Genomic DNA, 24,789 nt, shown 5'->3' with positions numbered 1-24,789 from the left:
GACATGGGCTCCGAAACGATCCTCAGCGTCAAGGACCTGCGCGTCCGCTTCCAGACCCTCGACGGCACCGTGGAGGCGGTCAAGGGCATCAACATCAAGGTCAATGCCGGCGAGACCGTCGCCGTCGTCGGCGAATCCGGGTCGGGCAAGAGCCAGACGATGATGGCGGCGATGAGCCTGCTCTCCTCCAACGGCGAGGCGACCGGCCAGGTCGATTATCGCGGCCAGAATCTTCTGTCGATGACCAAGAGCGAGCTCAACAAGGTCCGCGGCCGCAAGATCAGCATGATCTTCCAGGAGCCGATGACCTCGCTCGATCCGCTCTACACAATCGGCAACCAGCTGATGGAGCCGATCCGCAGGCATCGCGGCTTGAACGCCCAGGCGGCGCGCGAAGAGGCATTGAAGCTCTTGCGACTGGTGCACATCCCCGATCCCGAGCGTCGGATGAAATCCTATCCGCACGAAATGTCGGGCGGCCAGCGCCAGCGCGTCATGATCGCCATGGCCCTGGCCAACGATCCCGACATCCTGATCGCCGACGAGCCGACGACGGCGCTCGACGTCACCATCCAGGCGCAGATCCTGATGCTACTGGCCGAACTGCAGCGCAAGCTCGGCATGGCAATCGTCTTCATCACCCACGATCTCGGTATCGTGCGGCGCTTCGCCGATCGCGTCTATGTCATGCGCCAGGGCGAGGTGGTGGAGGAAGGCGAGGCGGAGGCGCTCTTCGCCAACCCGCAGCATGCCTACACCAAGATGCTGCTCGCGGCCGAACCGACCGGCACCAAGGCGGCGCCGCCCGCCAGTTCGCCGGTGCTGCTCGAAGGCAGGAATGTCGAAGTCGTCTTCAAGATCGGCGGCGGCTTCCTCGGCGGCGAGCCGCTGATGCTGCACGCCGTCGACAAGATCTCGGTCAGGCTGAAGCGCAACCAGACGATAGGCATCGTCGGCGAGTCCGGTTCCGGCAAGTCGACGCTCGGGCGCGCGTTRCTCAGGCTCCTGCCCAGCGACGGCGTGATCCGCTTCGGCGACCGTGACATTTCCGAAGCCGATCGCCAGGCGATGCGGCCGCTCAGGCGCGAATTGCAGCTCGTTTTCCAGGACCCGTTCGGCTCGCTGTCGCCGCGCATGACGGTCGGCCAGGTCATCACCGAAGGGCTTTTGGTGCACGAGCCCTCGCTGACCGGCAGGCAGCGCGACCAGCGCGCCGTCGAGGCGTTGCGCGAGGTCGGCCTCGATCCCAACGCGCGCAACCGCTATCCGCACGAATTCTCAGGCGGCCAGCGCCAGCGCATCGCGATTGCCCGCGCCATGATCCTGAAGCCGAAAGTGGTCGTGCTGGACGAGCCGACCTCGGCGCTCGACCGCTCCGTGCAGAAGCAGATCGTCGAGCTCTTGCGCAAGCTCCAGGCCGACCACCAGCTGTCCTACCTCTTCATCAGCCACGACCTCGCGGTGGTGCGCGCCATGGCCGACTACATCATCGTCATGAAGCAGGGAAAGATCGTCGAGGAAGGTCCGACCGAGGAGATTTTCGGCAATCCGCGCGAAGCCTACACGCAGACGCTGATGAACGCGGCGATCGATTCGACCAGGTTCCGCATCAGCGCTTGAGGACGGCCGCCGTTCGGCTGCGCGCAGCTCAATGCGAGGACGGGCATTGGCGCTTCCTTGCCGCGATGATCGCCTGCTGCTGTTGCTGCAACCGCTGGATCCTCGCGGTGTCCCGATTGGCGACCACCGTCTTGACTCGCTCGCCGCCCAGCAGCCAGTTCGGCACGCTGGTGCTCGCGACCTTGCCTCGGCTGATCGCCGTCCGCGAGATGTCGGTGGCGATGTCGCCGAGCGCGCTGTTGAGCTCGGCGCAGCYCATCTTGTCGTATTGCCCCGCATCGATCGATACGACGGTTGACGAGCAGCCGGCCGCGAAAAGCAGCATCGCGGTCACCGGCAAAATGGCCACAGGCGTGAACGTCATGCTTTCACCTGGTCTCGCCGTCCCAATCGCCCCGCTTAAAACAAAGGCAGGCGCCATTAGGCCAAGCTAAGTGTTCGCTGTCGAGCACAATGGGCGCCAGTGGCCGTTCGGGCTCGCAGTTTGACGCCGAAAGATTAATGCCGAGGCGGGAGCAACAAGCATCCAAGTGCTTGTTTTTTCTGGTCGGAGTGGCAGGATTTGAACCTGCGACCCCATCGTCCCGAACGATGTGCGCTACCAGACTGCGCTACACTCCGTGACCAGACGGCGGGCTTATAACCGCCACTTTCCGATCCTGCAAGCGCCAATGGTTGCGCGAGTGTCGCATTTCTTTCGCTTTCGCCAAGCTTCCTGGATGGCATGGGATTTAGTCGTCGGGTAAAGACCGGCTTAAAGGCTTCTGTGACAAGCCGTGCCCCCATGGATCGGCTTTCGGCCGCTGGAGTTTCAACCCTTGCCCTTGATGATCATCGGTGAAGCCCGGCCCAACAGCTTCGAATTCGAGACCTCGGCGCTGATCAGAGCGTCGGGTTTTCGCGAATATGACGCGCGCTGGTGGTTCGGCCATCCGGGTTCGACGAAGGCGCCAGATCTCAACCTGATCGGCGTCCAGGCACTCGGCATGGGGCTGGGTACGCTGATCCGCCGTCTGGGCGTCAGGCCGGACATCGTCGCCGGCCACGATTTCCGCTCCTATTCGCTGTCGATCAAGCTGGCGCTGGTCTCCGGCCTGATGGCGGCGGGCGCGCGGGTCAAGGACATCGGGTTGGCCTTGTCACCCATGGCCTATTTCGCCCAGTTCGCGCTGGACACGCCTTCGGTCGCCATGGTCACCGCGTCGCACAACGAGAACGGCTGGACTGGCGTCAAGATGGGTGCGACGCGGCCGCTCACCTTCGGTCCGGAGGAGATGAGCGCGCTGAAGAGGATTGTGCTTGCAGCCGATTTCGACCTTGCCGGCGGCGGCACGTATGAGTTCGTTTCCAGCTTCCGCCAGACCTATCTCGACGATCTTACCAAAGGCAAGCGCGTAGCGCGCAAATTGCGCGTTGTCTGCGCCTGCGGCAATGGCACTGCGGGCGCCTTCGCGCCGCAAGCACTTTCCCGCATCGGCTGCGAGGTGATTCCGCTCGATGTCGAGCTCGACCATGACTTCCCGCGGTACAACCCGAATCCTGAGGACATGCAGATGCTGCATGCGATCAGTGAAAAGGTGCTGGAGGCTGGCGCCGACGTCGGTCTGGGTTTCGACGGCGATGGCGACCGTTGCGGCGTCGTTGACAACGAAGGCAACGAGATCTTTGCCGACAAGATCGGTGTCATGCTCGCCCGGGACATTTCATCGCTCCATCCCGGCTCGACCTTCGTTGTCGACGTCAAATCGACGGGGCTCTTCGCCACCGATGTCGTGCTCAAGGCAAACAGTGCGGTCACCGATTACTGGAAGACGGGCCATTCCTACATCAAGCGTCGCGTCGCGGAACTGGGCGCCGTGGCCGGCTTCGAAAAATCGGGCCATTTCTTCTTCAACCAGCCGATCGGCCGCGGCTATGACGATGGCCTGATCACCGCGATCGCCGTCTGCCAGATGCTTGACCGCAATCCGCAAAGCTCGATGGCCGATCTCTACCGCGCGCTGCCGCTGACCTACGGAACGCCCACCATGTCCGCTAGTTGCGCGGACGAGGCGAAATACGGCGTGGTCGACCGCGTGGTGGCGGATTTCCAGGCGATGCTGCACGATGGTGCCGACTTCGCCGGCCAGAAGATCGCCGCTCTGATCACCGTCAACGGCGTACGCGTCGTCGCCGAGGACGGCACTTGGGGGCTGGTGCGCGCCTCTTCCAACAAGCCTGAGCTAGTCGTCGTAGTGGAGRGCCCCGTATCGTCCGAGCGGCGCCGACAGATGTTCGAGGCAGTCGACGCCGTGCTGCGGCGCAGCCAAGAGGTCGGCGCTTACAATCAGACTTTTTAGCTGGTTGATGAAACCCGTTCGAGGATGCGGCAGCTTCACGGCCGCTGCCCAGTTGCTTGCCAAGCCGAAAACGACGGTCAGYCGCCGTGTCGCTGCGCTCGCGCGCGAGGTCGGGGTCCGGCTGCTGCAGCGCACGACGCGCAGCCTCAGCATGACGGATGCGGGTCGCCTCTATTGCCTGCGGAGTAGCGAGGCGCTGCGCACAATCGAGGAAGCAAATCTGCGCCTTGCCGAGACCAGGGCGGAACCGTGGGGTACTATTCGCATTTCTGCTCCCGTCGGCTTTGCCGGCCATTTTCCCACGCAGCCGCCATCTTTCGCCTCTGGTCAAGATCTTCATCGATCTGGCAAAGGACCGGATTTCCAAGCGGGTAAACACCGCTTAAAGCATCTGCTATCGGCCCAACTTTTGAGTGCGAGATCCGAATGAGCCAGCGCATCGTCAGTTTCGTCATGAGCGGCGGTGTTGGCTCACGGCTCTGGCCGCTGTCGCGCGAGGACAATCCGAAGCAGTTTCATGATTTTTCCGGTGACGGCTCGATGCTGGCCAAGACCTTGCGCCGGCTGGCGTCCCGGCCGGAAGGCGAGACGCCGATCTTCCTGATCGCCTCCGAGCRCCACGCCGGGCGCGTTCATGCCGACCTTGCCGGCGTTGACCTCGCCGGGGGCGGCCCGCTCTTCGAGCCCACGGGACGCAACACCGCTGCCGCAGTCGCCCTGGCCAGCCTGCGCACGCTCTCCGAATATGGCGACGAACTGGTTCTGGTGGTGCCTTCTGATCATGAAATCGCCACCGAGCACCAGTTCTGGCAGAGCATCGAGGCGGGCGCCGAGGCAGCTTTGGCCGGCCGGCTGGTGGTGTTCGGGATCAAGCCGATGCAGCCCGAGACCGGCTATGGTTATATCGAGGTCGCGTCCGACAGGGCCGGCGTGTTCAATGTCTCGCGCTTCGTCGAGAAGCCTAATCTCGCCACCGCGCAGGCCTATCTCGATGCTGGCAATTTCTACTGGAACACCGGCATCTTCCTGTTTCGCGCCGGCGCCATGCGCGACGCCTTTGCCGCTTTCGAGCGAAGATCTGGCAGGCGACCGAAGCCGCCTACAAGGCGGCGACCAGCGATCTCTCCGGCCTCTACATGCCGCTGGAGCTCTATTCGGCCATCCCGTCGACCTCGATCGACTACGCCATCATGGAGCGGGCCAGTGACATCGCCATGGTGCCGGCCGGCTTCCGCTGGAACGATCTCGGTTCCTGGCAGTCGCTGCTAGATGTCGGCCCGTCCGACGAGCATGGCAACGTCATTGTCGGCGACGTCATCGCCATCGATTGCGAGAATTCCTACATCCGCGGCGATGGCCGGCTGCTGTCGGCGATCGGCATGAAGGATGTGGCCATCGTCTCGACGGCAGATGCCACCTTCGTCGCGCCGGTCAGTCACAGCCAGCACGTGAAGAAGATCGTCGAGCAGCTGGAGAAATCCGGCCGGCTGGAGACGCGGTTCACGCCGGCGCATGACCGCGTCATCGAGAGCGGCGCCTGGCAGCGGCGTGTGCGGCACTGGCTGTTCGAGGAGACGCTGCCGCTGTGGTCGACGCTCGGCGTCGACGAACGCCATGGCGGCTTCCACGAGGCGCTGGGCTTCGACGCCGCGCCGCTTTTGAAGCCGAAGCGCATGCGCACGCAGGCGCGCCAGGTCTATGCTTTCGCCGTCGCCAAGGAGCGCGGTTGGGATGGTCCGGCCGACCGGCTGATCGCGCATGGCATCGACTTCATGGCCGGGAAGGGCCGCACCGACAGGGGCGGCTGGGCCAGAACGCTCAATATCGACGGCTCGATCGCCGACCCGGTCGAGGATGCCTACGACCATTCCTGCGTGCTTCTGGCGCTTGCGCATGCTCACATCTCCGGTCATCCCGACGCCTTGCGGCTTGGGGAGGAGACCTTTACGTTCCTCGATGCCCATCTCGAGGACAGCCGCATGACCGGCTTTCTCGAAACCTCGGACGGTGCGGGCGAGCGGCGCTCCAACCCGCATATGCATTTGCTCGAGGCATTCTTGGCCTGGCACAAGGCCACTGGTGAGCGCGCCTATCTGCGCCGTGCCGCGCGCATCATCGACCTCTTCCGAAGTCATTTCTTCGACGCTGAAAGCTGGACGCTCGGCGAATATTTCGACGAAGCCTGGAAGCCCGTGAGGGGTGAGAAGGGCGGTTGGACCGAGCCCGGCCATCATTTCGAATGGGCCTCGCTGCTCGTCGACTTCGCCGCCCGCAGTGGTCAGACGGAGCTCAGCGCGTTCGCCCGCAAGCTCTACGCCTCGGCCGTCGCCAACGGCCTGAACCGCGCCACCGATCTCGCCTATGGCGCCGTCACACGCCAGGGCCTGCCGCTCGATCGGGTGTCGCGCAGCTGGCCACAGGCGGAAGCGGTGAAGGCGGCGATCGCGCTCGACGGTTCCGGCGGACCGGACCTCAAGCCCGAGATCGAGGCGCGCGTCGGCCGGCTGTTTCGCTGGCACATCGACCCGGCGCCGCTCGGCCTCTGGATCGATCGCATCGACGAGCGCGGCCGCTCACTGGCCACCGACGTGCCGGCAAGCATCTTTTATCATCTAGTCTGTGCTCTGACACAGTATCTGGACGGGACGGCGGAGACTGGGTGAGCGGAGATTGGCCGTTCGCCTTCGCCCGTCAATACGGGCTCGCCACGTCGCCGGTCTCGACATAGACAGCCTTGAGCTGCGAATAGTGYGCCAGCGCCGCGAGCGAGTTCTCGCGGCCGATGCCGGACTGCTTGACGCCGCCGAAGGGCATTTCCACCGGCGTCAGATTGTAGGCGTTGATCCAGCAGGTGCCGGCCTGCAGCTCGGCGATCACCCGATGGGCGCGCGGCAGGTCGCGGGTGAAGACGCCGGCGGCGAGGCCGAATTCGCTGTCGTTGGCGCGCTCGATCACCTCGTCCTCGCTGTCGAATTTGAGCACGCTCATCACCGGCCCGAAAATCTCCTCGCGCGCGATGCGCATGTTGTCGGTGACGTCGGTGAACACCGTCGGCTCGATGAAGAAGCCGCCCTCGAAACCCTGCAGCGACGGCACGTTTCCGCCGTAGGCGAGGGCGGCTCCTTCCTGCTTGCCGATCGCAATGTAGAAGACGACCTTGTCCTGCTGCGCCTTGTTGACCAGCGGTCCCATCTGCGTTTCCGGATCGAGCGGATCGCCGATGCGGATCTTCTTGGTGCGCTCGATCAACCGATCGACGAAGCGGTCATGAATGCCCCGCTGCACGAAGACGCGCGTGCCGTTGGAGCAGATCTGGCCGGTCGAATAGAAATTGCCGAGCATGGCGCCGCCGATGGCGTTTTCGAGATCGGCGTCGTCGAAGACGATCAGCGGCGACTTGCCGCCGAGCTCCATCGTCGCGTGCTTCATCTTCGAGCCGGCAAGCGACAGCACCTTGCGGCCGGTCGGCACCGAGCCGGTCACCGAAACTTTTGCCACGACATCGTGGCCGACAAGGCCGGCGCCGACATCGCCATAGCCCTGCACGACGTTGAACACCCCGTCAGGCAGGCCGGCCTCGCTGTAGATCTCGGCCAGTGCCAGCGCCGAAAGCGGCGTGTTCTCGGACGGTTTGAACACCATGGCGTTGCCCATGGCGAGCGCCGGCGCCGACTTCCAGCCGGCGATCTGGATCGGATAGTTCCAGGCGCCGATGCCGACRCACACGCCGAGCGGCTCGCGCCGCGTATAGGCAAACGGTCCGCCGAGATCGACCATCTCCCCGTTGAAGGAGGCGACTGCGCCGGCGAAATATTCGAGGCAGTCGGCGGCCGAAGGCGCATCCGCCACCAGCGTCTCCTGGATCGCCTTGCCGGTATCCAGCGTCTCGATGCGAGCAAGGTCGGCATTGCGCGCCCGCAGAATGTCGGCGGCGCGCCGCAGGATCCGCCCGCGCTCGACCGGCTTCATCCGAGCCCAGGCCGGCTGGGCGGCGCGCGCCGCCTCGATGGCGAGTTCCAGCACATTCGGCGTCGCCGAATGCAGCGTCGCGATGGTCTCGCCTGTCGCCGGGTAGATAACCGGCAACGGCGCGCCGCCTTCGTCCTCGATGTAGCGGCCGTTGACATAATGCGATGCCGTTGGCTGGGCGCGCATGGGCGGTTCTCCAGTTCTCTTTCGAGGGCGAAGCGATCCGCCCGGATCATGCGCTATCTGTCGGCCACCTGCCAGCGCGGATTGATCCATGGCTCGTGGTTGGACGGCGCGAGCGGCGTGCGACCGAGGATGTGGTCCGACGCCTTCTCGCCGGTCATGATCGAGGGCGCATTGAGGTTGCCGTTGGTCACCCGCGGGAAGATCGAGGAGTCGGCAACGCGCAGGCCCTCGACGCCAATCACCCGGCATTCCGGATCGACGACGCTGGTAAGGTCGTTGGCGCGGCCCATCCGGCAGGTGCCGCAAGGATGGTAGGCGCTCTCGGCATGGTCGCGGATGAAGGCGTCGAGCTCGTCGTCGGTCTGCACATGGCTGCCCGGCGAAATCTCCATGCCGCGGAAGCCGTCGAAAGCCTTCTGGCCGAAGATCTCGCGCGTCAGACGGATGCAGTGGCGGAACTCGCTCCAGTCGTCCGGATGCGACATGTAGTTGAAGCGGATAACCGGTTTCGCTTTCGGATCTGGTGAGCGAAGCGTCACCGAACCGCGCGACTTGGATCGCATCGGCCCGACATGCGCCTGGAAGCCGTGCGACTTCGCCGCCGCCTTGCCGTCATAGCGCACGGCCGCCGGAATGAAATGGTATTGGATGTCGGGGTAGTCGACGCCCGCCTGCGAGCGCACGAAGGCCGCAGCCTCGAAATGGTTGGTGGCGCCGAGGCCCGACTTGAAGAACAGCCACTGCGCGCCGATCATTGCCTTGGAGAACGGATTGAGCACCGAATTCAGCGTGATCGGCCTGGTCGATTCCTGCTGGATGTAGAGCTCCAGATGGTCCTGCAGATTGCGGCCGACGCCCTGGCGGTCGGCGATAACCTTTATGCCGTTCTCCTGCAGATGCGCGCCGGGGCCGATACCTGACAGCATCAGGATCTTCGGCGAATTGATCGACGATGCCGCAACGATCACCTCACGTCGCGCCTTAACGAGCTGAATCTGTTTGTTAGYTTCGATCTCGACACCGATGGCGCGTTGATTCTYGATCACCACACGGCGGGCGAAACCCTTGAGCAGGCTAACATTCTTTCGCTTGAGAGCCGGCTTCAGATAAGCGTTGGCGGCCGACCAGCGGCGCCCACCCCAAATCGTCTGTTCCATCGGGCCGAAGCCTTCCTGCTTCGATCCGTTGTAGTCGTCGGTGAGCTCGAAACCGGCCTGGCGGCCAGCCTCGATGAAGGCGCCGTAGAGCGGATTCTTCCGAGTGCCGCGCTGCACATGCAGCGGGCCGCCGTGGCCGCGCCAGCCGGCCTCGCCGCCGTCGGAATCCTCCATGCGCTTGAAATAGGGGAGCACGTCGGCGAAGCCCCAGCCGGTCGCGCCCTGTTCGGCCCAGTGGTCGAAGTCGCGCGCATGGCCGCGCACATAGACCATGCCGTTGATCGAGGACGAGCCGCCGATCACCTTGCCGCGCGGGGTGGCAAGCACGCGGCCGCCGAGATGCGGCTCGGGCTCGCTGGCGAAACCCCAGTCATAGAGGCTCATGTTGAGCGGGATCGACAGGGCCGACGGCATCTGGATCAGCGGCCCCATATCGGTGCCACCGAACTCGATGACGATCACCGAATGCTTGCCGTCCTCCGACAGCCTGTAGGCCATGGCCGAGCCGGCGGAGCCGGAGCCGATGATGACAAAATCCGCTTCAAGCATTGTTCATATGCGCCATAAAGTCGGCGAGCGAGACATTGCCGCCGGTAGCCACTACGAGGACGGTCTTGCCCGCCACATCCACCTTGCCGCCCAGCAGCGCTGCGAGCGATGCCGCGCCCGAAGGCTCCAGCACCAGCTTCATGCGCTCGAAGGCGATCTTCATTGCACGCCGCACCGAGGCGTCGTCGACGGTGACGCCGCGGACGCCGGCAGCACTCACTGCCGCGAAGGGCGCTTCGCCGGGCTTGCGGGCCATCAGCCCGTCGCAGATCGATTTCGGCCCGATCGGCATCGTCTCTATCGCACCGTGCGCCAGCGACGAGCCCATGCCGTTGAAGCCTTCGGGCTCGACGGCGATGATCTCGGTCCTCGGCGACAGATAGTGGAAGGCGAGCGAAACGCCGCCGATCAGCCCGCCGCCGCCGACCGAGCAGAAGACAAGGTCGGCGTGAGCCTTCGTCGCCGCCAACTGGTCGAGCGCCTCCAGCCCCGCGCCGGCCTGGCCGGCGACGATCTCCGGATCGTCGAAGGGATGAAGCAAGGTGAGATGTTCAGTCTCGGCGATCTCGCGCGCCTTGGCGGCGGCTACCTCCTCGCGGGCGCGATCGCCATGATCTGTGAGCACCACGCGCGCGCCGTAGCCGGCGGTCGCCTCCCGCTTGGCCGCTGGAGCGTCGATCGGCATGACAATGGTGACGGGAATGCCGAGCGCCTGGCCGGCCGCCGCCAGCCCTTGCGCAAAATTGCCGGAGGAATAGGCGACTACACCCTTCTTCGCCTCGTCGGGCGACAACCGCTTCAGCCGCCAATAGGCGCCGCGCACCTTGAAGGAGCCTGCCCATTGCAGCGATTCCGGCTTGACGAAGACGCGCGCGGCGCCCGTTTCCCTCGCAAGTGCCRCCGATTCGAGCAGCGGCGTCACCTGCGTGGCCACGGAGGTCACGCCATAGGCCTGTTTCAGATGGTCGAGGTCGGGGACGAGAACGTCTGCCATCATTCGCCTCGCGGAAAGCGCTTCTGTTCCTCGAGATTGTCGAGGTTCATGTGATTGCGCATGTAGCGCTCCGAGGCCTTCTGCAGCGGCTGGAACTCCCATGGGTAGTAGGCGCCGTTGCGCAGCGCCGGGTAGACCACCCAGCGCCGCGCCTGGCTGGCGCGCACGGCGGCATCGAAGGCGGCCATGTCCCAGCGCGTCCTGACCTTCTCCATGAAGGTCGAGACGAGACCGGCATGCGCCGGATCGGCGGCGAGGTTGGTGAGCTCGCGCGGATCGGCCTCGAGATCGAAAAGCTGCGGCGGATCGAGCTCGCAATGGACGAATTTGTAGCGTCCTTCGCGGATTGCCACCATCGGCGCGTAGGAGCCTTCGGCGGCATATTCCATCAGCACCGGTGCGGAGCGCGCTTTGCCGTCCAGCAGCGGCAGCAGCGACTGGCCGTCCGTCCAGGGCGCTATTGCCGCGATATCGATGCCGGCGAGTTCGCAGAGCGTCGGCGTCACGTCGAGATTGGAAACCGGCGCGCTGACCAATCCGGCATTGATGCCCTTGCCAGCCATCATCAGCGGCACGCGTGCCGAGCCCTCGTAGAAGCACATCTTGAACCACAGGCCGCGCTCGCCCAGCATGTCGCCATGATCGGAGCAAAACAGCACGATGGTGTCGTCGAGCATGCGGGTGCTTYCCAGTACCGAAAGCAACTCCCCTACCTTGTCGTCGAGGTAGGAGATGTTGGCGTAGTAGCCGCGTCGCGAGCGGCGGACCTGCTCCGGTGTGATGTCGAAGCTGTCGTAGTCGGAAGCCTTGTAGAGGCGCTTCGAATGCGGGTCCTGCCGGTCATAGGGAATGAAGCCGACCTCCGGCCCCAGGGCCGGGCAGTCGGCGTAGAGATCCCAGTATTTCCGTCGCGCGACATAGGGGTCGTGCGGATGGGTGAAGGAGACGGTCAGGCACCATGGCCGGCGTGCGGTATCGTCCGAGACGCGCGCGAACTCGTAGAGCTTCTGCACGGCGTGGAAAGCGACCTCGTCGTCATACTCCATCTGGTTGGTGATCTCGGCGACGCCGGCGCCGGCGACCGAGCCCAGATTGTGGTACCACCAGTCGATGCGCTCGCCGGGCTTGCGGTAGTCCGGCGTCCAGCCGAAATCGGCGGGATAGATGTCGGTGGTGAGCCGCTCCTCGAAGCCGTGCAACTGGTCCGGCCCGACAAAGTGCATCTTGCCGGACAGCACCGTGTGGTAGCCGGCGCTGCGCAAATGATGCGCGTAGGTCGGGATCGAGGAGGCGAACTCAGCCGCGTTGTCATAGACCTGGGTTCGCGACGGCAGCTGGCCGCTCATGAAGGAGGCGCGRCCTGGCGYGCAGAGCGGCGAGGCAGYGTAGTTGCTGGCGAAGCGCGCCGAGCGGGCGGCAARCGCTTTGAGGTTGGGCGCATGYAGGAAATCGGCCGGACCGTCCGGGAAGAGCGTGCCGTTGAGCTGATCGACCATGACGATCAGGAAATTGGGTCGCCGGGTCGTCAAGGCAGGCTCCGTCCGTTGAGTTTGGTTTCGAGATAGTCTTCGACGAGCGCGATCGCGCTCTGCGCGTTGGGCACCCCGTCCTTCAGCGCGCGCCGGATGTAGAGACCGTCGATCAGTGCCGCGGCTGCCTCGGCCACTCGGTCGGCCTCGGTTCTTGGCAGAATGCCGGTCAGCCCGCTCATCAGGTTGGAATTGAGCCGCCGCGCATAGACGCGAAGCAGACGCCGCAAGGCGGAGGACTTCTGCGCCTCGACATAGAAGGCGAGCCATGCGGCTATTGTTTCGGGCTGGAACTGCTCGTCGGAGAAACTGACCGCGACCACGGCCGAGACGCGCTGGCGCGGCGTTGTTGCCACGCGAAGCGCACGCCTTGCGTCGGTGTTGAGTTCGGCGAGGATGTGCCGCATCGTCGCGAACAGCAGCTCGTCCTTGGCGCCGAAATAGTGATGCGCCAGCGCCGACGACACGCCGGCGCGGCCGGCGATCTCCGACATGGTCACGTCCAGCGAACCGCGTTCGCCGATCGCCGAGATCGTCGCGTCGATGAGCGCCTTGCGGCGCAGCGGTTCCATTCCGATTTTCGGCATCTGCGGGTCCAATTTGCAGCGAGATTATTTTTTATTGACGGATCAATCAATAAAAATCGGATTGGGAACAACCGATCGTCCCGCTCTGGCTCATCCGTCGGACTRGAAAAAAGTTCACTATTGAACAATATTGAATCACGTGCCGTGGCAGGAACGTGTTAGGCTGCGCGGCAAATGGAGGCTGCCATGACCGCATGCATCGTCGGCTGGGCGCATTCGCGCTTCGGCAAGCTCGAAGGCGAGACGCTGGAGGGCCTGATCACCAAGGTCGCCGTGGACGCGCTCGACCATGCCGGCATCGGCCCGGATGATGTCGACGAGATCGTGCTCGGCCATTTCAACGCCGGTTTCTCGCCGCAGGATTTCACCGCCAGCCTGGTCCTGCAGGCCGATGACAGGTTGCGCTTCAAACCGGCGACGCGCGTCGAGAATGCCTGCGCCACCGGCTCGGCCGCCGTCAGGCAGGGCATCCGCGCCATTGATTCCAACGCCGCCCGCATCGTGCTGGTGGTCGGCGCCGAACAGATGACGACCACGCCCGGTCYCGAGATCGGCAAGAATCTGCTCAAGGCCTCCTATCTGCCGGAGGATGGCGACACGCCGGCGGGCTTTGCCGGTGTCTTCGGCAAGATCGCGCAGGCCTATTTCCAACGCTATGGCGACCAGTCCGATGCGCTCGCCATGATTGCCGCCAAGAACCACAAGAACGGCGTCGATAATCCTTATGCCCAGATGCGCAAGGATTTCGGCTATGAGTTCTGCCGCCAGGAGAGCGAGAAGAACCCCTTTGTCGCCGGTCCGCTGAAGCGCACAGACTGCTCGCTGGTCTCGGACGGTGCGGCGGCGCTGGTGCTTACCGATACCGCGACGGCGCTGAAAATGCGGCGCGCAGTCACCTTCCGCGCCAATGAGCATGTCCAGGATTTCCTGCCCATGTCGAAGCGCGACATCCTCGCCTTCGAAGGCTGCGAGCGGGCCTGGGGCCAGGCACTGAAGAAGGCCGGCGTGACGCTCGACGACCTCTCCTTCGTCGAGACCCATGACTGCTTCACCATCGCCGAGCTGATCGAATATGAGGCAATGCGGCTGGCGAAGCCCGGCGAGGGTGYGAAGCTGGCGCTGGAAGGCGCGACGGCGAAGGACGGCCGCCTGCCGGTCAACCCCTCCGGCGGCTTGAAGGCCAAAGGCCACCCGATCGGCGCCACCGGCGTTTCGATGCATGTGCTGACAGCCATGCAGCTGACCGGCGAGGCGGGCGGCATTCAGGTGCCGGGTGCGAAACTCGGCGGCATCTTCAACATGGGTGGCGCCGCGGTGGCGAACTACGTTTCCATCCTCGACCGGATCAGGTAGAAGCGGCCCGCATTGAAGCGGCGCCCATGCGCCCGCGCGGGAGACATCATGGCAAATCCGGTTCTCGTCGAGGTTTTGCGTGGCGCGGTGGTCGAAAGCGCGCATCGTGGCGCCGTCAGCGTTTTCGATGCCGACGGCAAGTCCGTCTTGGAGATCGGCGACACGGCGCGACCGGTGTTTCCACGCTCGGCGGTGAAGGCAATCCAGGCGCTGCCGCTCGTCGAGAGCGGTGCCGCCGACGCCTTTGGCTTCGGCGACCGCGAATTGGCGCTGGCTTGCGCCTCGCATTCGGGCGAGCCGGCGCATGTCGAACTGGCGCAAGCGATGCTCGCCAAGGCCGGTCTCGACAAAACTGCGCTCGAATGCGGCTCGCACTGGCCGTTGAGCCAGGCCGCGACAATTGCGTTGGCGCGTGCCGGTGGCGCGCCGAACGCGCTGCACAATAATTGCTCCGRCAAGCACGCCGGCTTCCTCTGCACCTGTGTGCATTCCGGTGTCGCCCATGGCGGCTACGTCAAAGCCGACCATCCGCTGCAGGAGATGGTACGCGACGCGATGCATTCCGTGACTGGCGCCGCGCACGATGTCGACCACTACGGCACGGATGGCTGCTCGATCCCCACCTATGCCGTGCCGCTGAAGAGCTTCGCGCGCGGCTTCGCCCGGATGGCTACGGGCAGGGGCTTTTCGCCGGAGCGCGCCAGGGCGGCGAAGCGGCTGCTTTCGGCCTGCATGGCCGAGCCTTTCCTTGTGGCTGGCACCGGCCGCGCCGATGTCGCGCTGATGCAGGCCGCCCCCGGCCGCATCTTCGTCAAGACCGGCGCCGAGGGCGTCTATTGCGCGGCCTTGCCCGAACTCGGCCTCGGCATTGCGTTGAAATGCGATGACGGCGCCGGCCGTGCCTCCGAGGTGATGATCGCGGCGGTGCTGGCAAAGCTGCTGCGCAGCGACGAAGCACTCGCGGAAAAGCTTGCTGAGCTCACCCGTCCGCTGGTCGAAAGCCGGAACGGCGCCAAGGTCGGCGAACTGCGGCCGACGGCGGCGCTGAACTAGAGCCGTTCACCGTTTCACGGAAACGCGCAACCGCTCTATCTCCTTGTTCTGACGCAGTTCCGGACGGAAAACCGTTTCACGCTTTTCCTGGAATTGCCTCTAGCTGACCTTGTTCCGCTCGACGGTCAGATGCGCATAACCGCTACCGGTTGACTGCGTGAGATCGCCCGTCACCGGATCGGCCCAGCGCTGGCCGATGATGGCGCCGTTCTGCGCGCCGTCGATGACATTGTCCGAGATGACGGCGGTGCCGGAGCCCTCGACGACGCTGACGACGATTCCGGTGCCTGCCTTGCGGATGATGTTTCCGGTCGCCACGACGTTGCGCAGATAAGGTCCCCAGCCGAGCTGCATGCCGTAGAGCGGTGCGTTCTCGACGACATTGCCCGAAACCGTCGTATCTGCCTCGGCACTGATGCCGACACCGAAGCCCGGCGGATCGGCGGTATAGGGGCCGATTGTCGAGAGGTTGCGCACGATGTTGTTCGAGCACACGGCCATGCGGCCGCCTTCGTTGAAGTTGACGATCGAGATGCCGTTGGCGGCGCCGTCGACCAGATTGTTGCTGAGGATCGCGCCTTCGAAGGAGAATTCCGAGTAGATCCCGGTCTCTCCTGAGCGCGAGCAGGTGTTGCCGGTGATCTGCAAATTGCTGGAACTGTTGGCGCGGATCGCCGAGAAGGCGCAGTCGGAAACGATGTTGCCCGAGATGATAACATTGCCGGCGCGGAAGGCGTTGATGCCGTTGCCGTTCTGGCCGGTGCCGCCGCTCCTCGCGCCGATGCGCTGCACGCGGTTGCCRCTGACGATGGTGCCGTCCTCCGCCTGTTGCCAGCGATGCACCAGAATGCCGCCATTGCCGCAGTCCGAGACGGTGTTGCCCGAGATTTCCAGCCCGCCCGCCTCGACCGAATAGATGCCGGCGTCCGCCGCTCCCGAAATGTCTGAGCGGCCGACACGGCCGGCGACATGTTCCAGCGCCACCCCGTTCTTGCCGCTCCCCGTGACCTGGCAATTGTCGATGACGAGATGGGCGACTCTGCGCAGATCAAGCAGGCCTTGCGCATAGTCGGCCAGCCAGCGGTTGCTGCCGTCGAGCACCAGTCCGCTGAACTCGATATGGTCAGCCTGTTCGGCCATCATCAAGTGGCCATTGCCGCCATAGACGATGCGCGTGGCGCCTGCCACGCCGGACAGGCGCACGCGTGCGGGCAGCTTCAGGTTGGAAACGACATAGGTGCCCGGCGGCAGGAACACCGGCGCGTCGCGGTCGCTGGCGTCACTGAGCATCTTGGCAAAGACCTTGCTCTGGTCGTCCAGCGCGCCAGGCTGCACGCCGATCTCGATGGCGTTGATCGAGCCGCGCATGGCGGCCATCTCGATGCCGGGCAGCATCTTCGCCGATGCCTTGCCGGCAAAGAGCCCCGCGACGGCAAAGCCCGCGGATTGGGCAAGCAGCGTTCGTCTGTTCAGCATCGGCACAGGTCCCGGCGTTTCGCCCGGTCCCTCGCAGGAATCGTGCCAAAGCTAGGTGGTCGGCAAATCGCTTGTGCAGAGCCCGCGCCGGGCCTAAGTTCATGGTATGAGCAGAGCTTTCACACGCGAAGAAGACAGCGAAAATGCCATTGCCGGCGTTGGCGAACGGCCGATCAGCCCGCACCGCAATCTGGTGACCGAGCGGGGCCTTGCGATGATCGAGGAGAATCTCGCCGAACTGCGCGATCTGATGGCCAAGGCCGAAAGGAAGGGCGATCGCGAGCGCCTTGCGGTCGTGTCGCGCGACCTGCGCTACTGGACCGCCCGGCGCGAGAGCGCCGAGCTTTCCGTGCCTGAGCCGGGCAGCGACGTAGTGCGCTTCGGCATGGGCGTCACGCTGGAAAACGACGGCGGCAAGAAGGTGCATTGGCGCATCGTCGGCGAGGACGAGGCCAATCCTTCAAAAGGCAGCATTTCCCATGCCTCGCCGATGGCTGTCGCGCTGTTCGGCAGGAAGGTGGGCGAGGTCGTCACCGTCAACGGCAAGGAATGGGAAATCGTCAAGCTCTCGGACAAGGTCGAGAATTAGCACCCTAGCGCAGGGATTTTGACCGGTCGGCTATRCTTGCGTTGCAGGTCGCATGCCTTGGAGATTGGCCGAAACGCCCGTCCCGTTGTCATCTTTGGGCGGAGCGGGAAGCGAAGTGTGGCGCGGAGCGTCTACTTTGCCAGCTTTTGCAATCCGACTGAGAATTTGTCCATGACATCGCGAGCGGCACTCATCTGCCGTTCGAAATTGTCGTGCACTGGCCTTAGAATGATGCCGTCGCCAGTTTCGATGATCTGAAGCTGATCGCCCACTTTAAGGTTCAAGCTGTCGAGCATTTCGCGCGGCACGATCACGGCGCCGGATCCATCGTCGAGCTTGTGAATGATCGTTTTCATGATGGGGCTCACCCTTGGTTGTAGCAATCATTATGGCACAACCTTAAGCGATGCGGCAACGTTCGCTAAGCCGCCAATAGCCGATCCATCAGCCTGTCCGCCGCCTGCGGAATCACGGTGCCCGGCGGGAAGATTTCCGCCGCTCCCGCCTTCAGAACTGCATCATAGTCCTGCGGCGGGATGACGCCGCCGGCGACGATCAACATGTCGCCATGGCCGAGCTTCCTCAGCGTTTCCTTGAGCTCGGGGATCAACGTCAAATGCCCGGCGGCGAGCGAGGACGCGCCGATGATGTCGACACTGTGCTGCACCGCCAGCTTTGCGATCTCTTCCGGCGTCTGGAACATCGGTCCGACGGTGACGTCGAAGCCGAGATCGGCAAAGGCGCTGGCAATCACCTTTTGGCCGCGGTCGTGGCCGTCCTGGCCCATCTTGGCGACCAGGATGCGCGGCTTGGCGCCGGATTTCTTCTCGAATGCCTCGATCTTTTCCTTGAGCCGGTCGACTGCCGGATTGTCGCCGAGCGCGTCGCGATAGACACCGGAGATCGTCTGCACAGTGGCCGCATGGCGCCCGAACACCTTCTCCAGCGCCAGCGAGATCTCGCCGACGGTGGCATTGGCGCGTGCCGCGCGGATCGCGAATTCCAGCAGGTTTTCGCCGCTCTCGGCCGCGCGGGTGAGGGCGGTTAGCGCATCCTCCAAGGCAGCGACGTCGCGGGTGCCCTTCAGCCGCTGCAGTTTTGCCAGTTGCCGCGCCTTCACTTCGGCATTGTCGATCTTGAGCACATCGACCTCGATATCCGCTTGCGGACGATGCGCGTTGACGCCGACCAGCACCTGCTCGCCGGAATCGATGCGCGCCTGGGTGCGCGCGGCCGCTTCCTCGATGCGCAGCTTCGGAATGCCTTTCTCGATAGCGGCCGCCATGCCGCCGAGGTTTTCCACCTCCTCGATATGGGCAAGCGCACGGGCCGCCAGATCGTGGGTCAGCCGCTCGACATAGGCCGAGCCGCCCCACGGATCGATCATGCGCGTGGTGCCGGATTCCTTTTGCAGGATGAGCTGCGTGTTGCGGGCGATGCGCGCCGAATGGTCGGTCGGCAGCGCCATCGCCTCATCGAAGGAATTGGTGTGCAGCGACTGCGTATGCCCTTGGGTCGCCGCCATCGCCTCGATCATCGTGCGGGTGATGTTGTTGTAAGGGTCCTGCGCCGTTAGCGACCAGCCGGATGTCTGGCAATGGGTGCGCAGCGAAAGCGAGCGCTCGTCCTTCGGCGCAAAATTCTTCTTCATCAGGCTCGACCAGAGAAGCCGGGCGGCCCGCAGCTTGGCGACCTCCATGAAGAAGTTCATGCCGATCGCCCAGAAGAAGGAGAGACGGGGCGCGAAGCGGTCGATATCGAGGCCCGCGACGACGCCGGCGCGCGCATATTCGATGCCGTCGGCAATCGTATAGGCAAGCTCGAGATCGGCCGTCGCGCCGGCTTCCTGCATGTGGTAGCCGGAGATCGAGATCGAGTTGAACTTCGGCATATGCCGCGAGGTATAGGCGAAGATGTCCGAAACGATCCGCATCGAAGGCTTCGGCGGATAGATATAGGTGTTGCGGACCATGAACTCCTTCAGAATGTCGTTCTGAATCGTCCCTGCGAGATCCTTTTGCGCGACGCCCTGTTCCTCCGCCGCCACGATATAGAGCGCCATGATCGGCAGCACGGCGCCGTTCATCGTCATCGACACCGTCATTTCATTGAGCGGAATGYCATCGAACAACTGGCGCATGTCGAGGATGGAATCGATAGCCACGCCCGCCATGCCGACATCGCCGGCGACGCGCGGATGGTCGCTGTCATAGCCGCGATGGGTGGCGAGGTCGAAAGCGACCGAGAGACCCTTCTGGCCGGCGGCGAGGTTTCGCCGGTAGAAGGCGTTGGATTCCTCCGCCGTCGAGAAGCCCGCATATTGCCGGATCGTCCAGGGCTGCTGGACATACATGGTCGGGTAGGGGCCGCGCACGAAGGGCGGCAGGCCCGGATAGGTGTCGAGATTGGCAAGCCCCTTGAGATCGCCTTGGCCGTAGAGATGCTTCACGGCGATTCCTTCCGGCGTCATCCGCTGGCCCTTGAGCTCGACCGGCGCGCGGCGCGGCGCCGACCAGCCGATCTGGCTGAAATCGGGGATCATGATCCGGCTCCGATCGATTGGTCGATGCGCACCGGAAACAGCGGCTCGCACATGGCCACGCCTTCCGTCAGCGCCGGCCGGCGCTCGGCCTTCAGCGTCTCGACCGGGCGCTCGCTGCCGGCGCGGTAAAGCGTGGTGCCGACGATGCCGCGTTCACCCGCCCGATAGGCGGCATTGCGTTTCGCCGCGGCTGTCTGCACGCGGTTCTGGATATAGCCCTGCTGCAGGCTGTTGAGCACGCCGCCTTCGGCTTCGATGCGCTGGAATTCCTCCCAGGCCGCAGCGCAAAGATCGTTGGTCAACGCCTCGACCGCGCCGGAGCCGCTGGCCGGATCGGCGACATGATGGATATGGCTTTCATGCGCCAGGATGAGCTGCGCATTGCGGGCGACGCGGCGGGCAAAGCCGCCCGGCAATCCGTGCGTAATCGTGTGCGGCAGGATCGAGATCGAATCGGCGCCGCCGGCGGCAGCCGCGAAACCGGCGATAGCGGTGCGCAAGATGTTCGTCTCCGGATCGGCAACGGTCATCATGCGATAGGAGGTCTCGGCGTGGACGCTCGCCGTCGAGGCCGGGATCGAGCAAGCTTCCTGAATCCGCGCCCAGAGCTTGCGCAGTGCCCGCACCTTGGCCATCGACAGGAACTGGTCCTGGTCGACGCTGAGCGCGAAGCCGATAAACGGCGCCGCATAGACCAGCGGCTGGCGCGCCTTCTCGAACATCCTGAGATAGGAGACGGCCGAGGCCATCATCGTGCCGAGCTCCTGCGCTTCGGTGGCGCCGGCATTGTGGAACACGCGGCCGTCGGCTTCGAGCAGCACGCCGGGCACGCCCATAGAGAAGAAATGTGCGAGCGACTGCGGCATCGACTCCTGCAGCGCCTCGATGGAGGTGCGCAACCGCCCGGTGCCGGCGAAGATCGCCGCCGGGTCGATGCCGAAGGAAAGGTTGAGCTTCGTCGGATCGGAGCGGCGCTTGGTCAAAAAGGCGAGCAGCCAGTCCGCCACGGCGCGGCTCCAGGGATGTGCATCGATGCGGACCTGCATGCGGTTCAACGGCACGCCGTCGAGCACCGCTTCCAGCGCTTCGGCTGTCCTCGGCAGGCCGTAGCCGAAGGCGTTCGGCGCGCCCTCGAAAACCAGCGACAGGCCGGTCGCGCCCTGCGCGATGTCCTCGAGCGTCTGGGCGCTGGCGCGGGCGAGGTCCGGATCGTCGACGCGCTGGCTGACGATCCAGGGCGACTTCGGATTGGTGCGCACCAGCGGCTCGGCCGACTTCGAGCGTTCGCTGAGCGGCTCGATGCGGATGCCGTCATCGGTGTGTGAGACAAGCTTCTCCTCGAAGGAGCCGCCGGCAAGCGCTTTTTCCGCCAGCGCCAACCAGCGCTTGGCGTCCGGGTTCGGAAGGTCGACATCCCTGGTCAAGGCGCCGGCGCCCATCGCACTCCTCGTCTTCTTGCCGCATCAGCCGCCAGTCTAAGGTGCTCGGTCGGATATCACAATGCAACATCCGTCGCGGTCGCCATGGCGGCCGCCAAGCGATTGCCAAACATGCTCAAAATCCGCAAGCTTCGAAAGGTCGATTTCGGCAGCGGCCTGGTTTTCGCCGACGGCCCCGATTTCGAAGACGGGCATTGTCGCTCAGCGGCAGCGTTACTATACCTCGATTGAGGCTCGGACGTTTTTGACAAGCAGATTGCGGAGACCGGATATATGGCTGACGACACCAGCATCTTCATCGGCGCCAGTCGCAAGCCCGACGATTCCTACCAGCGCGCCGAGGAGCTTTTGCTGCGCTACGGCAACCGCCACGGCTTGATCACCGGCGCCACGGGCACCGGCAAGACGGTCAGCCTGCAGGTGCTGGCCGAGGGCTTTTCCAACGCCGGCGTGCCGGTCTTCTGCGCCGACATCAAGGGCGATCTTTCCGGCATCGCCATGATGGGCGAAGCCAAGGATTTCCTGGTCAAGCGCGCCGGAGAGGTGAAGCTCGATCCTTACCAGTTCCAGGAATTCCCCGTCATCTTCTGGGATCTGTTCGGCGTGCAGGGCCATCCGATCCGCGCCACCATCTCGGAAATGGGACCGCTGCTGCTCTCGCGGCTGATGAACCTCACGGAAGCGCAGGAAGGTGTCATGAACATCGCCTTCCGCATCGCCGACGAAGAAGGCCTGCTGCTGCTCGACCTCAAGGACCTGCAGGCGCTGCTGGCCAACATCGCCGAGCGCGCCGACGAACTCAGCGCCCGTTACGGCAATGTCACGAAGCCGTCCGTCGGCGCCATCCAGCGCACGCTCTTGGTGCTGGAGAGCCAAGGCGCCGCGAATTTCTTCGGCGAGCCGGCGCTGCGCATTGCCGATCTCATGCGCACGACCCGCGACGGCCGCGGCGCGATCAGCGTGCTCGCCGCCGACAAGCTGATGATGAATCCCAGGCTCTACGCCACTTTCCTGCTTTGGCTGATGTCGGAGCTGTTCGAGGAACTGCCCGAGGTCGGCGACCTCGACCGGCCGAAGCTGGTCTTCTTCTTCGATGAGGCGCATYTGCTGTTCGAGGACGCGCCGAAAGTGCTGATCGACCGCGTCGAGCAGGTGGTGCGGCTGATCCGCTCCAAGGGCGTTGGCGTCTATTTTGTCACGCAGAACCCGCTCGACATTCCGGAAAAGGTGCTGGCCCAACTCGGCAATCGCGTCCAGCATGCGCTGCGCGCCTATACGCCGCGCGAGCAGCAGGCGGTGCGGACCGCGGCCGAGACCTTCCGGCCGAATCCCGATTTCGACTGCGCCACCGCCATCAGCCAACTCGCCACCGGCGAGGCGCTGGTTTCGATGCTGGAGGACAAGGGCGTGCCGGCCATGGTCCAGCGCACGCTCATCCGGCCGCCGTCCTCGCGACTCGGGCCGATCACCCCGGACGAGCGCCGCAAGATCATCGCCGAGAGTCCCGTTGCCGGCCAGTACGACCAGGCGGTCGACCGCGAATCGGCCTTCGAGATACTGCAGAAGAAGGCCAGGGAGGCGCAGGACGCCGAAGCGCAGGCGCAGCAGCAAAACAGCGGCGGCTCGCGCTGGACCATTCCGGGCCTGGACGACATCTTGGGGTCGGGCGGCCGGCGGTCCTCCAACCGCCAGACGGTGGCGGAGGCCGCGATCAAGTCGGTGGTGCGCTCGGTCGGCTCGTCCGTCGGCCGCGCCAWCGTGCGCGGCATCCTGGGCAGCCTGGCCAGAGGACGTTAGGGCATGTCGCCCAAAAAGTGTGCAGCGGTTTTGGGAAAACGACATGCATGAGAAATGCATGCGCTCAAAGCGCCTTCGAATCCGCTTCAAACCGGGCGGCCGGGATCATGACGGCAATCTCAGCCTGACCTTGGCGGCAGGAGCGGCCGGCGACTTTGTCGGAGGCTGYACAGCTCTAACCCCCTCGCGCTGAAAGGGTTGTTCAAGCCGCCGCTCCCGCACCTGCGGCTGCCGCGCTTGATCAGCGCTCCAGGCGCTGATCGCCTGGGCGGCGCCCAGCCACAGCAAAGGCACGATTTCGATGACCACCCGATGTTCCACCAGGCGTCCGAAAAGCACGGTGGATACGAGGAACGGTACGCCGAACCACAGCAGGGTCCGTTTCAGCACAGGGTCAAGATACCGGTGCAGGAGTAGAATGGGCAGGTAGAGACCGGCCCCGAAGCGGGCGAAATAGGTCAACAGATAGAGGGGGTTGGTGAACAGCGAGAGATTGTCCGTCAGATGGATCTCGTAGTTGGTCCCCGGGACGCTGGCATAGGGATTGGGCATCCCCGGAATGAACCATCTGATGGCAGCCTGGAGCGCGATAAAGATGATCACTTGCGCCGCCAGCGCCTTCGCCAGCGTACGGCGCTCGACCACCCCCCAGGACGCCGCAACGAAGGCCGGCACCATGAACATGGCGGTTTCGCGGTTCACGGTGGCGAGCGCGAACACACCGAGATAAGCCATCAGCCAGGCTGTTCGCAGAGTCTGAACGAAGCGTGCAAGACAAAGCACGAGGGCCAGCATGAAGACCGCTGACGGAAGGTCGTACACATAGCGGAAATACGGCACCGCCAGCCATTTGCCCAATGCAAGAACGCCGCTGTCGACCCCCAATACCGAGTGGACTTCCAGGTTGGGTACGATCAGATGCAGTGCCACCGGAACCGTGATCGTCAGGGCCAGAATCCCGCCTAAGAGATCCGATGTCGCGATGCGAAACGCCTGAAGGCTCTTGTGTGCCACGACGACCAACAGCATCCATGCGACGACTTCGGTCGCGGCAAACAGGAGGTCGACATCGAACCAGGGGGCGACGCTCTTGATCGCGTGCACGATAAGCGGCATCAGCACCCGGCTCTGAAATGGCGCCGCCGCGATGAAGTCGGCCATTCGCGCCGGACTCGCGATCCACCAGATGTTCGTCGAGGCATAGTGAAACGCCGTCAGCAGGATAGCGTAGGACAGTAACGCGGCGAACCATGCCAGCCGCATGACGCGGGTACTGGTGCCGATCGGCGCATTTGTTGGTACTGCCAGGACCACGGGCACCTCCGGATTATCGAAACGTGTGGCCTACCGCAGACATCGGTCCGATTGTGACTAACCCCTATCGAGGAGGTGGGTTCAATCACTCATCCGGACCGAGAGTCGCACTCTGTGAGGGAGGAAAGTCTGCCGCGGCCAATTGGCGGCTGGATTCCTCGCATATCTCTCCAGCGCGGGACCCGAGACGGCCTGCCTATTGTTTTTTCGCGAAGGCGCCCTGCGCGAGCCAGCCTGGACCGTACGGCAGTCTGCCTGCCCCTTGTTGGTGCAGAAAGAATTATAAGAATCAATAA

General features: G+C 64.3%; 18 protein-coding genes, 1 tRNA gene and 2 pseudogenes. 9 read left to right on the top strand and 12 right to left on the bottom strand.

The genetic code is table 11. The annotated features are described in order from the left end of the window. The first annotated feature begins 3 nt into the window (after positions 1-3). Entirely contained in the window at positions 4-1,620 is a 1,617-nt protein-coding gene (locus ORS3428_RS20380) for an ABC transporter ATP-binding protein (protein WP_071100270.1), read from the top strand. Between the two features lie 28 nt (positions 1,621-1,648). On the opposite strand, the gene ORS3428_RS20375 is transcribed toward ORS3428_RS20380, so the two are convergent. Together ORS3428_RS20375 and ORS3428_RS20370 are read right to left on the bottom strand one after the other, a co-directional pair. Further along, positions 1,649-1,984 (bottom strand): hypothetical protein, encoded by a 336-nt coding sequence (locus ORS3428_RS20375; RefSeq protein ID WP_071100067.1) that lies wholly within the window; start codon positions 1,982-1,984, stop codon positions 1,649-1,651. Positions 1,985-2,164: 180 nt separating this feature from the next. Then, positions 2,165-2,241: transfer RNA gene (locus ORS3428_RS20370), tRNA-Pro, on the bottom strand. A 206-nt stretch (positions 2,242-2,447) separates the two neighbouring features. On the opposite strand from ORS3428_RS20370, the gene ORS3428_RS20365 reads away from it, so the two are divergent. From ORS3428_RS20365 to ORS3428_RS20355, 3 genes and pseudogenes are all read left to right on the top strand, one after another. Beyond that, positions 2,448-3,959, top strand: a complete 1,512-nt coding sequence (locus ORS3428_RS20365; protein ID WP_443136867.1) for a phosphomannomutase/phosphoglucomutase — start codon at positions 2,448-2,450, stop codon at positions 3,957-3,959. A gap of 7 nt (positions 3,960-3,966) precedes the next feature. Further along, a pseudogene (locus tag ORS3428_RS20360) lies at positions 3,967-4,257 on the top strand (LysR family transcriptional regulator); the annotation flags it as partial. Positions 4,258-4,385: 128 nt separating this feature from the next. After that, positions 4,386-6,622 (top strand): annotated as a pseudogene (locus ORS3428_RS20355) (AGE family epimerase/isomerase). Positions 6,623-6,650: 28 nt separating this feature from the next. Here ORS3428_RS20355 and betB read toward each other — a convergent pair. The 5 genes from betB to betI are packed head-to-tail and all read right to left on the bottom strand — an operon-like array spanning position 6,651 to position 12,930. Next, entirely contained in the window at positions 6,651-8,114 is a 1,464-nt protein-coding gene (gene betB / locus ORS3428_RS20350) for a betaine-aldehyde dehydrogenase (protein WP_071100065.1), read from the bottom strand. Positions 8,115-8,167: 53 nt separating this feature from the next. Continuing rightward, on the bottom strand, positions 8,168-9,820 hold the full coding sequence (gene betA / locus ORS3428_RS20345) for a choline dehydrogenase (protein ID WP_071100064.1): 1,653 nt from the start codon (positions 9,818-9,820) through the stop codon (positions 8,168-8,170). Next, complete coding sequence (locus ORS3428_RS20340; protein WP_071100063.1) at positions 9,813-10,817, bottom strand: threonine/serine dehydratase; 1,005 nt, start codon at positions 10,815-10,817, stop codon at positions 9,813-9,815. The genes betA and ORS3428_RS20340 overlap by 8 nt, the downstream gene beginning before the upstream one ends. Further along, positions 10,814-12,343: a choline-sulfatase gene (gene betC / locus ORS3428_RS20335; RefSeq protein ID WP_071100062.1), complete on the bottom strand. Its 1,530-nt coding sequence runs from the start codon at positions 12,341-12,343 to the stop codon at positions 10,814-10,816. Before betC ends, ORS3428_RS20340 begins: the two co-directional genes overlap by 4 nt. After that, positions 12,340-12,930 carry a choline-binding transcriptional repressor BetI gene (gene betI / locus ORS3428_RS20330; RefSeq protein WP_071100061.1) on the bottom strand — a complete coding sequence of 197 codons (591 nt, stop codon included), beginning with the start codon at positions 12,928-12,930 and terminating at the stop codon, positions 12,340-12,342. The genes betC and betI overlap by 4 nt, the downstream gene beginning before the upstream one ends. Positions 12,931-13,116: 186 nt before the next feature. On the opposite strand from betI, the gene ORS3428_RS20325 reads away from it, so the two are divergent. Both ORS3428_RS20325 and ORS3428_RS20320 read left to right on the top strand, forming a co-directional pair. Beyond that, positions 13,117-14,283, top strand: a complete 1,167-nt coding sequence (locus tag ORS3428_RS20325) for an acetyl-CoA acetyltransferase (RefSeq protein WP_071100060.1) — start codon at positions 13,117-13,119, stop codon at positions 14,281-14,283. Between the two features lie 48 nt (positions 14,284-14,331). Then, a complete protein-coding gene (locus ORS3428_RS20320; protein ID WP_071100059.1) occupies positions 14,332-15,336 on the top strand; it encodes an asparaginase in 1,005 nt (334 codons plus the stop codon). A 99-nt stretch (positions 15,337-15,435) separates the two neighbouring features. On the opposite strand, the gene ORS3428_RS20315 is transcribed toward ORS3428_RS20320, so the two are convergent. Further along, the gene (locus ORS3428_RS20315) at positions 15,436-16,812 is read right to left on the bottom strand and encodes a TIGR03808 family TAT-translocated repetitive protein (protein WP_071100269.1); all 1,377 of its coding nucleotides are present in this window, start codon (positions 16,810-16,812) and stop codon (positions 15,436-15,438) included. A gap of 106 nt (positions 16,813-16,918) precedes the next feature. Here ORS3428_RS20315 and ORS3428_RS20310 point away from each other — a divergent pair, with 106 nt between their 5' ends. Beyond that, positions 16,919-17,401, top strand: coding sequence for a GreA/GreB family elongation factor (locus tag ORS3428_RS20310; RefSeq protein ID WP_071100058.1), 483 nt, complete (start codon positions 16,919-16,921; stop codon positions 17,399-17,401). A gap of 131 nt (positions 17,402-17,532) precedes the next feature. Here the strand turns inward: ORS3428_RS20310 and ORS3428_RS20305 are convergent, their stop codons facing one another. The 3 genes from ORS3428_RS20305 to ORS3428_RS20295 all read right to left on the bottom strand — a co-directional run bounded on the left by ORS3428_RS20305 (position 17,533) and on the right by ORS3428_RS20295 (position 21,382). Further along, complete coding sequence (locus tag ORS3428_RS20305) at positions 17,533-17,757, bottom strand: AbrB/MazE/SpoVT family DNA-binding domain-containing protein (protein WP_071100057.1); 225 nt, start codon at positions 17,755-17,757, stop codon at positions 17,533-17,535. Positions 17,758-17,822: 65 nt separating this feature from the next. After that, positions 17,823-19,943 carry a methylmalonyl-CoA mutase gene (gene scpA, locus ORS3428_RS20300; RefSeq protein ID WP_071100056.1) on the bottom strand — a complete coding sequence of 707 codons (2,121 nt, stop codon included), beginning with the start codon at positions 19,941-19,943 and terminating at the stop codon, positions 17,823-17,825. Next, a complete protein-coding gene (locus ORS3428_RS20295) occupies positions 19,940-21,382 on the bottom strand; it encodes a methylmalonyl-CoA mutase subunit beta (RefSeq protein WP_071100055.1) in 1,443 nt (480 codons plus the stop codon). Before ORS3428_RS20295 ends, scpA begins: the two co-directional genes overlap by 4 nt. Positions 21,383-21,466: 84 nt before the next feature. Between ORS3428_RS20295 and ORS3428_RS33360 the strand changes: the two genes are divergently transcribed. Both ORS3428_RS33360 and ORS3428_RS20290 read left to right on the top strand, forming a co-directional pair. After that, positions 21,467-21,613 (top strand): hypothetical protein, encoded by a 147-nt coding sequence (locus tag ORS3428_RS33360; protein ID WP_157895978.1) that lies wholly within the window; start codon positions 21,467-21,469, stop codon positions 21,611-21,613. Between the two features lie 42 nt (positions 21,614-21,655). Then, on the top strand, positions 21,656-23,179 hold the full coding sequence (locus ORS3428_RS20290; RefSeq protein WP_071100054.1) for a helicase HerA-like C-terminal domain-containing protein: 1,524 nt from the start codon (positions 21,656-21,658) through the stop codon (positions 23,177-23,179). A 105-nt stretch (positions 23,180-23,284) separates the two neighbouring features. Here the strand turns inward: ORS3428_RS20290 and ORS3428_RS20285 are convergent, their stop codons facing one another. Then, a complete protein-coding gene (locus ORS3428_RS20285; RefSeq protein ID WP_131802935.1) occupies positions 23,285-24,493 on the bottom strand; it encodes a hypothetical protein in 1,209 nt (402 codons plus the stop codon). Positions 24,494-24,789: the final 296 nt, after the last annotated feature.

Source organism: Mesorhizobium sp. ORS 3428 (assembly GCF_001854785.1).
Lineage (GTDB): Bacteria > Pseudomonadota > Alphaproteobacteria > Rhizobiales > Rhizobiaceae > Mesorhizobium.
Note: the sequence above shows the minus strand (reverse complement) of the source record. Positions and strands in the feature narration are given on the sequence as shown.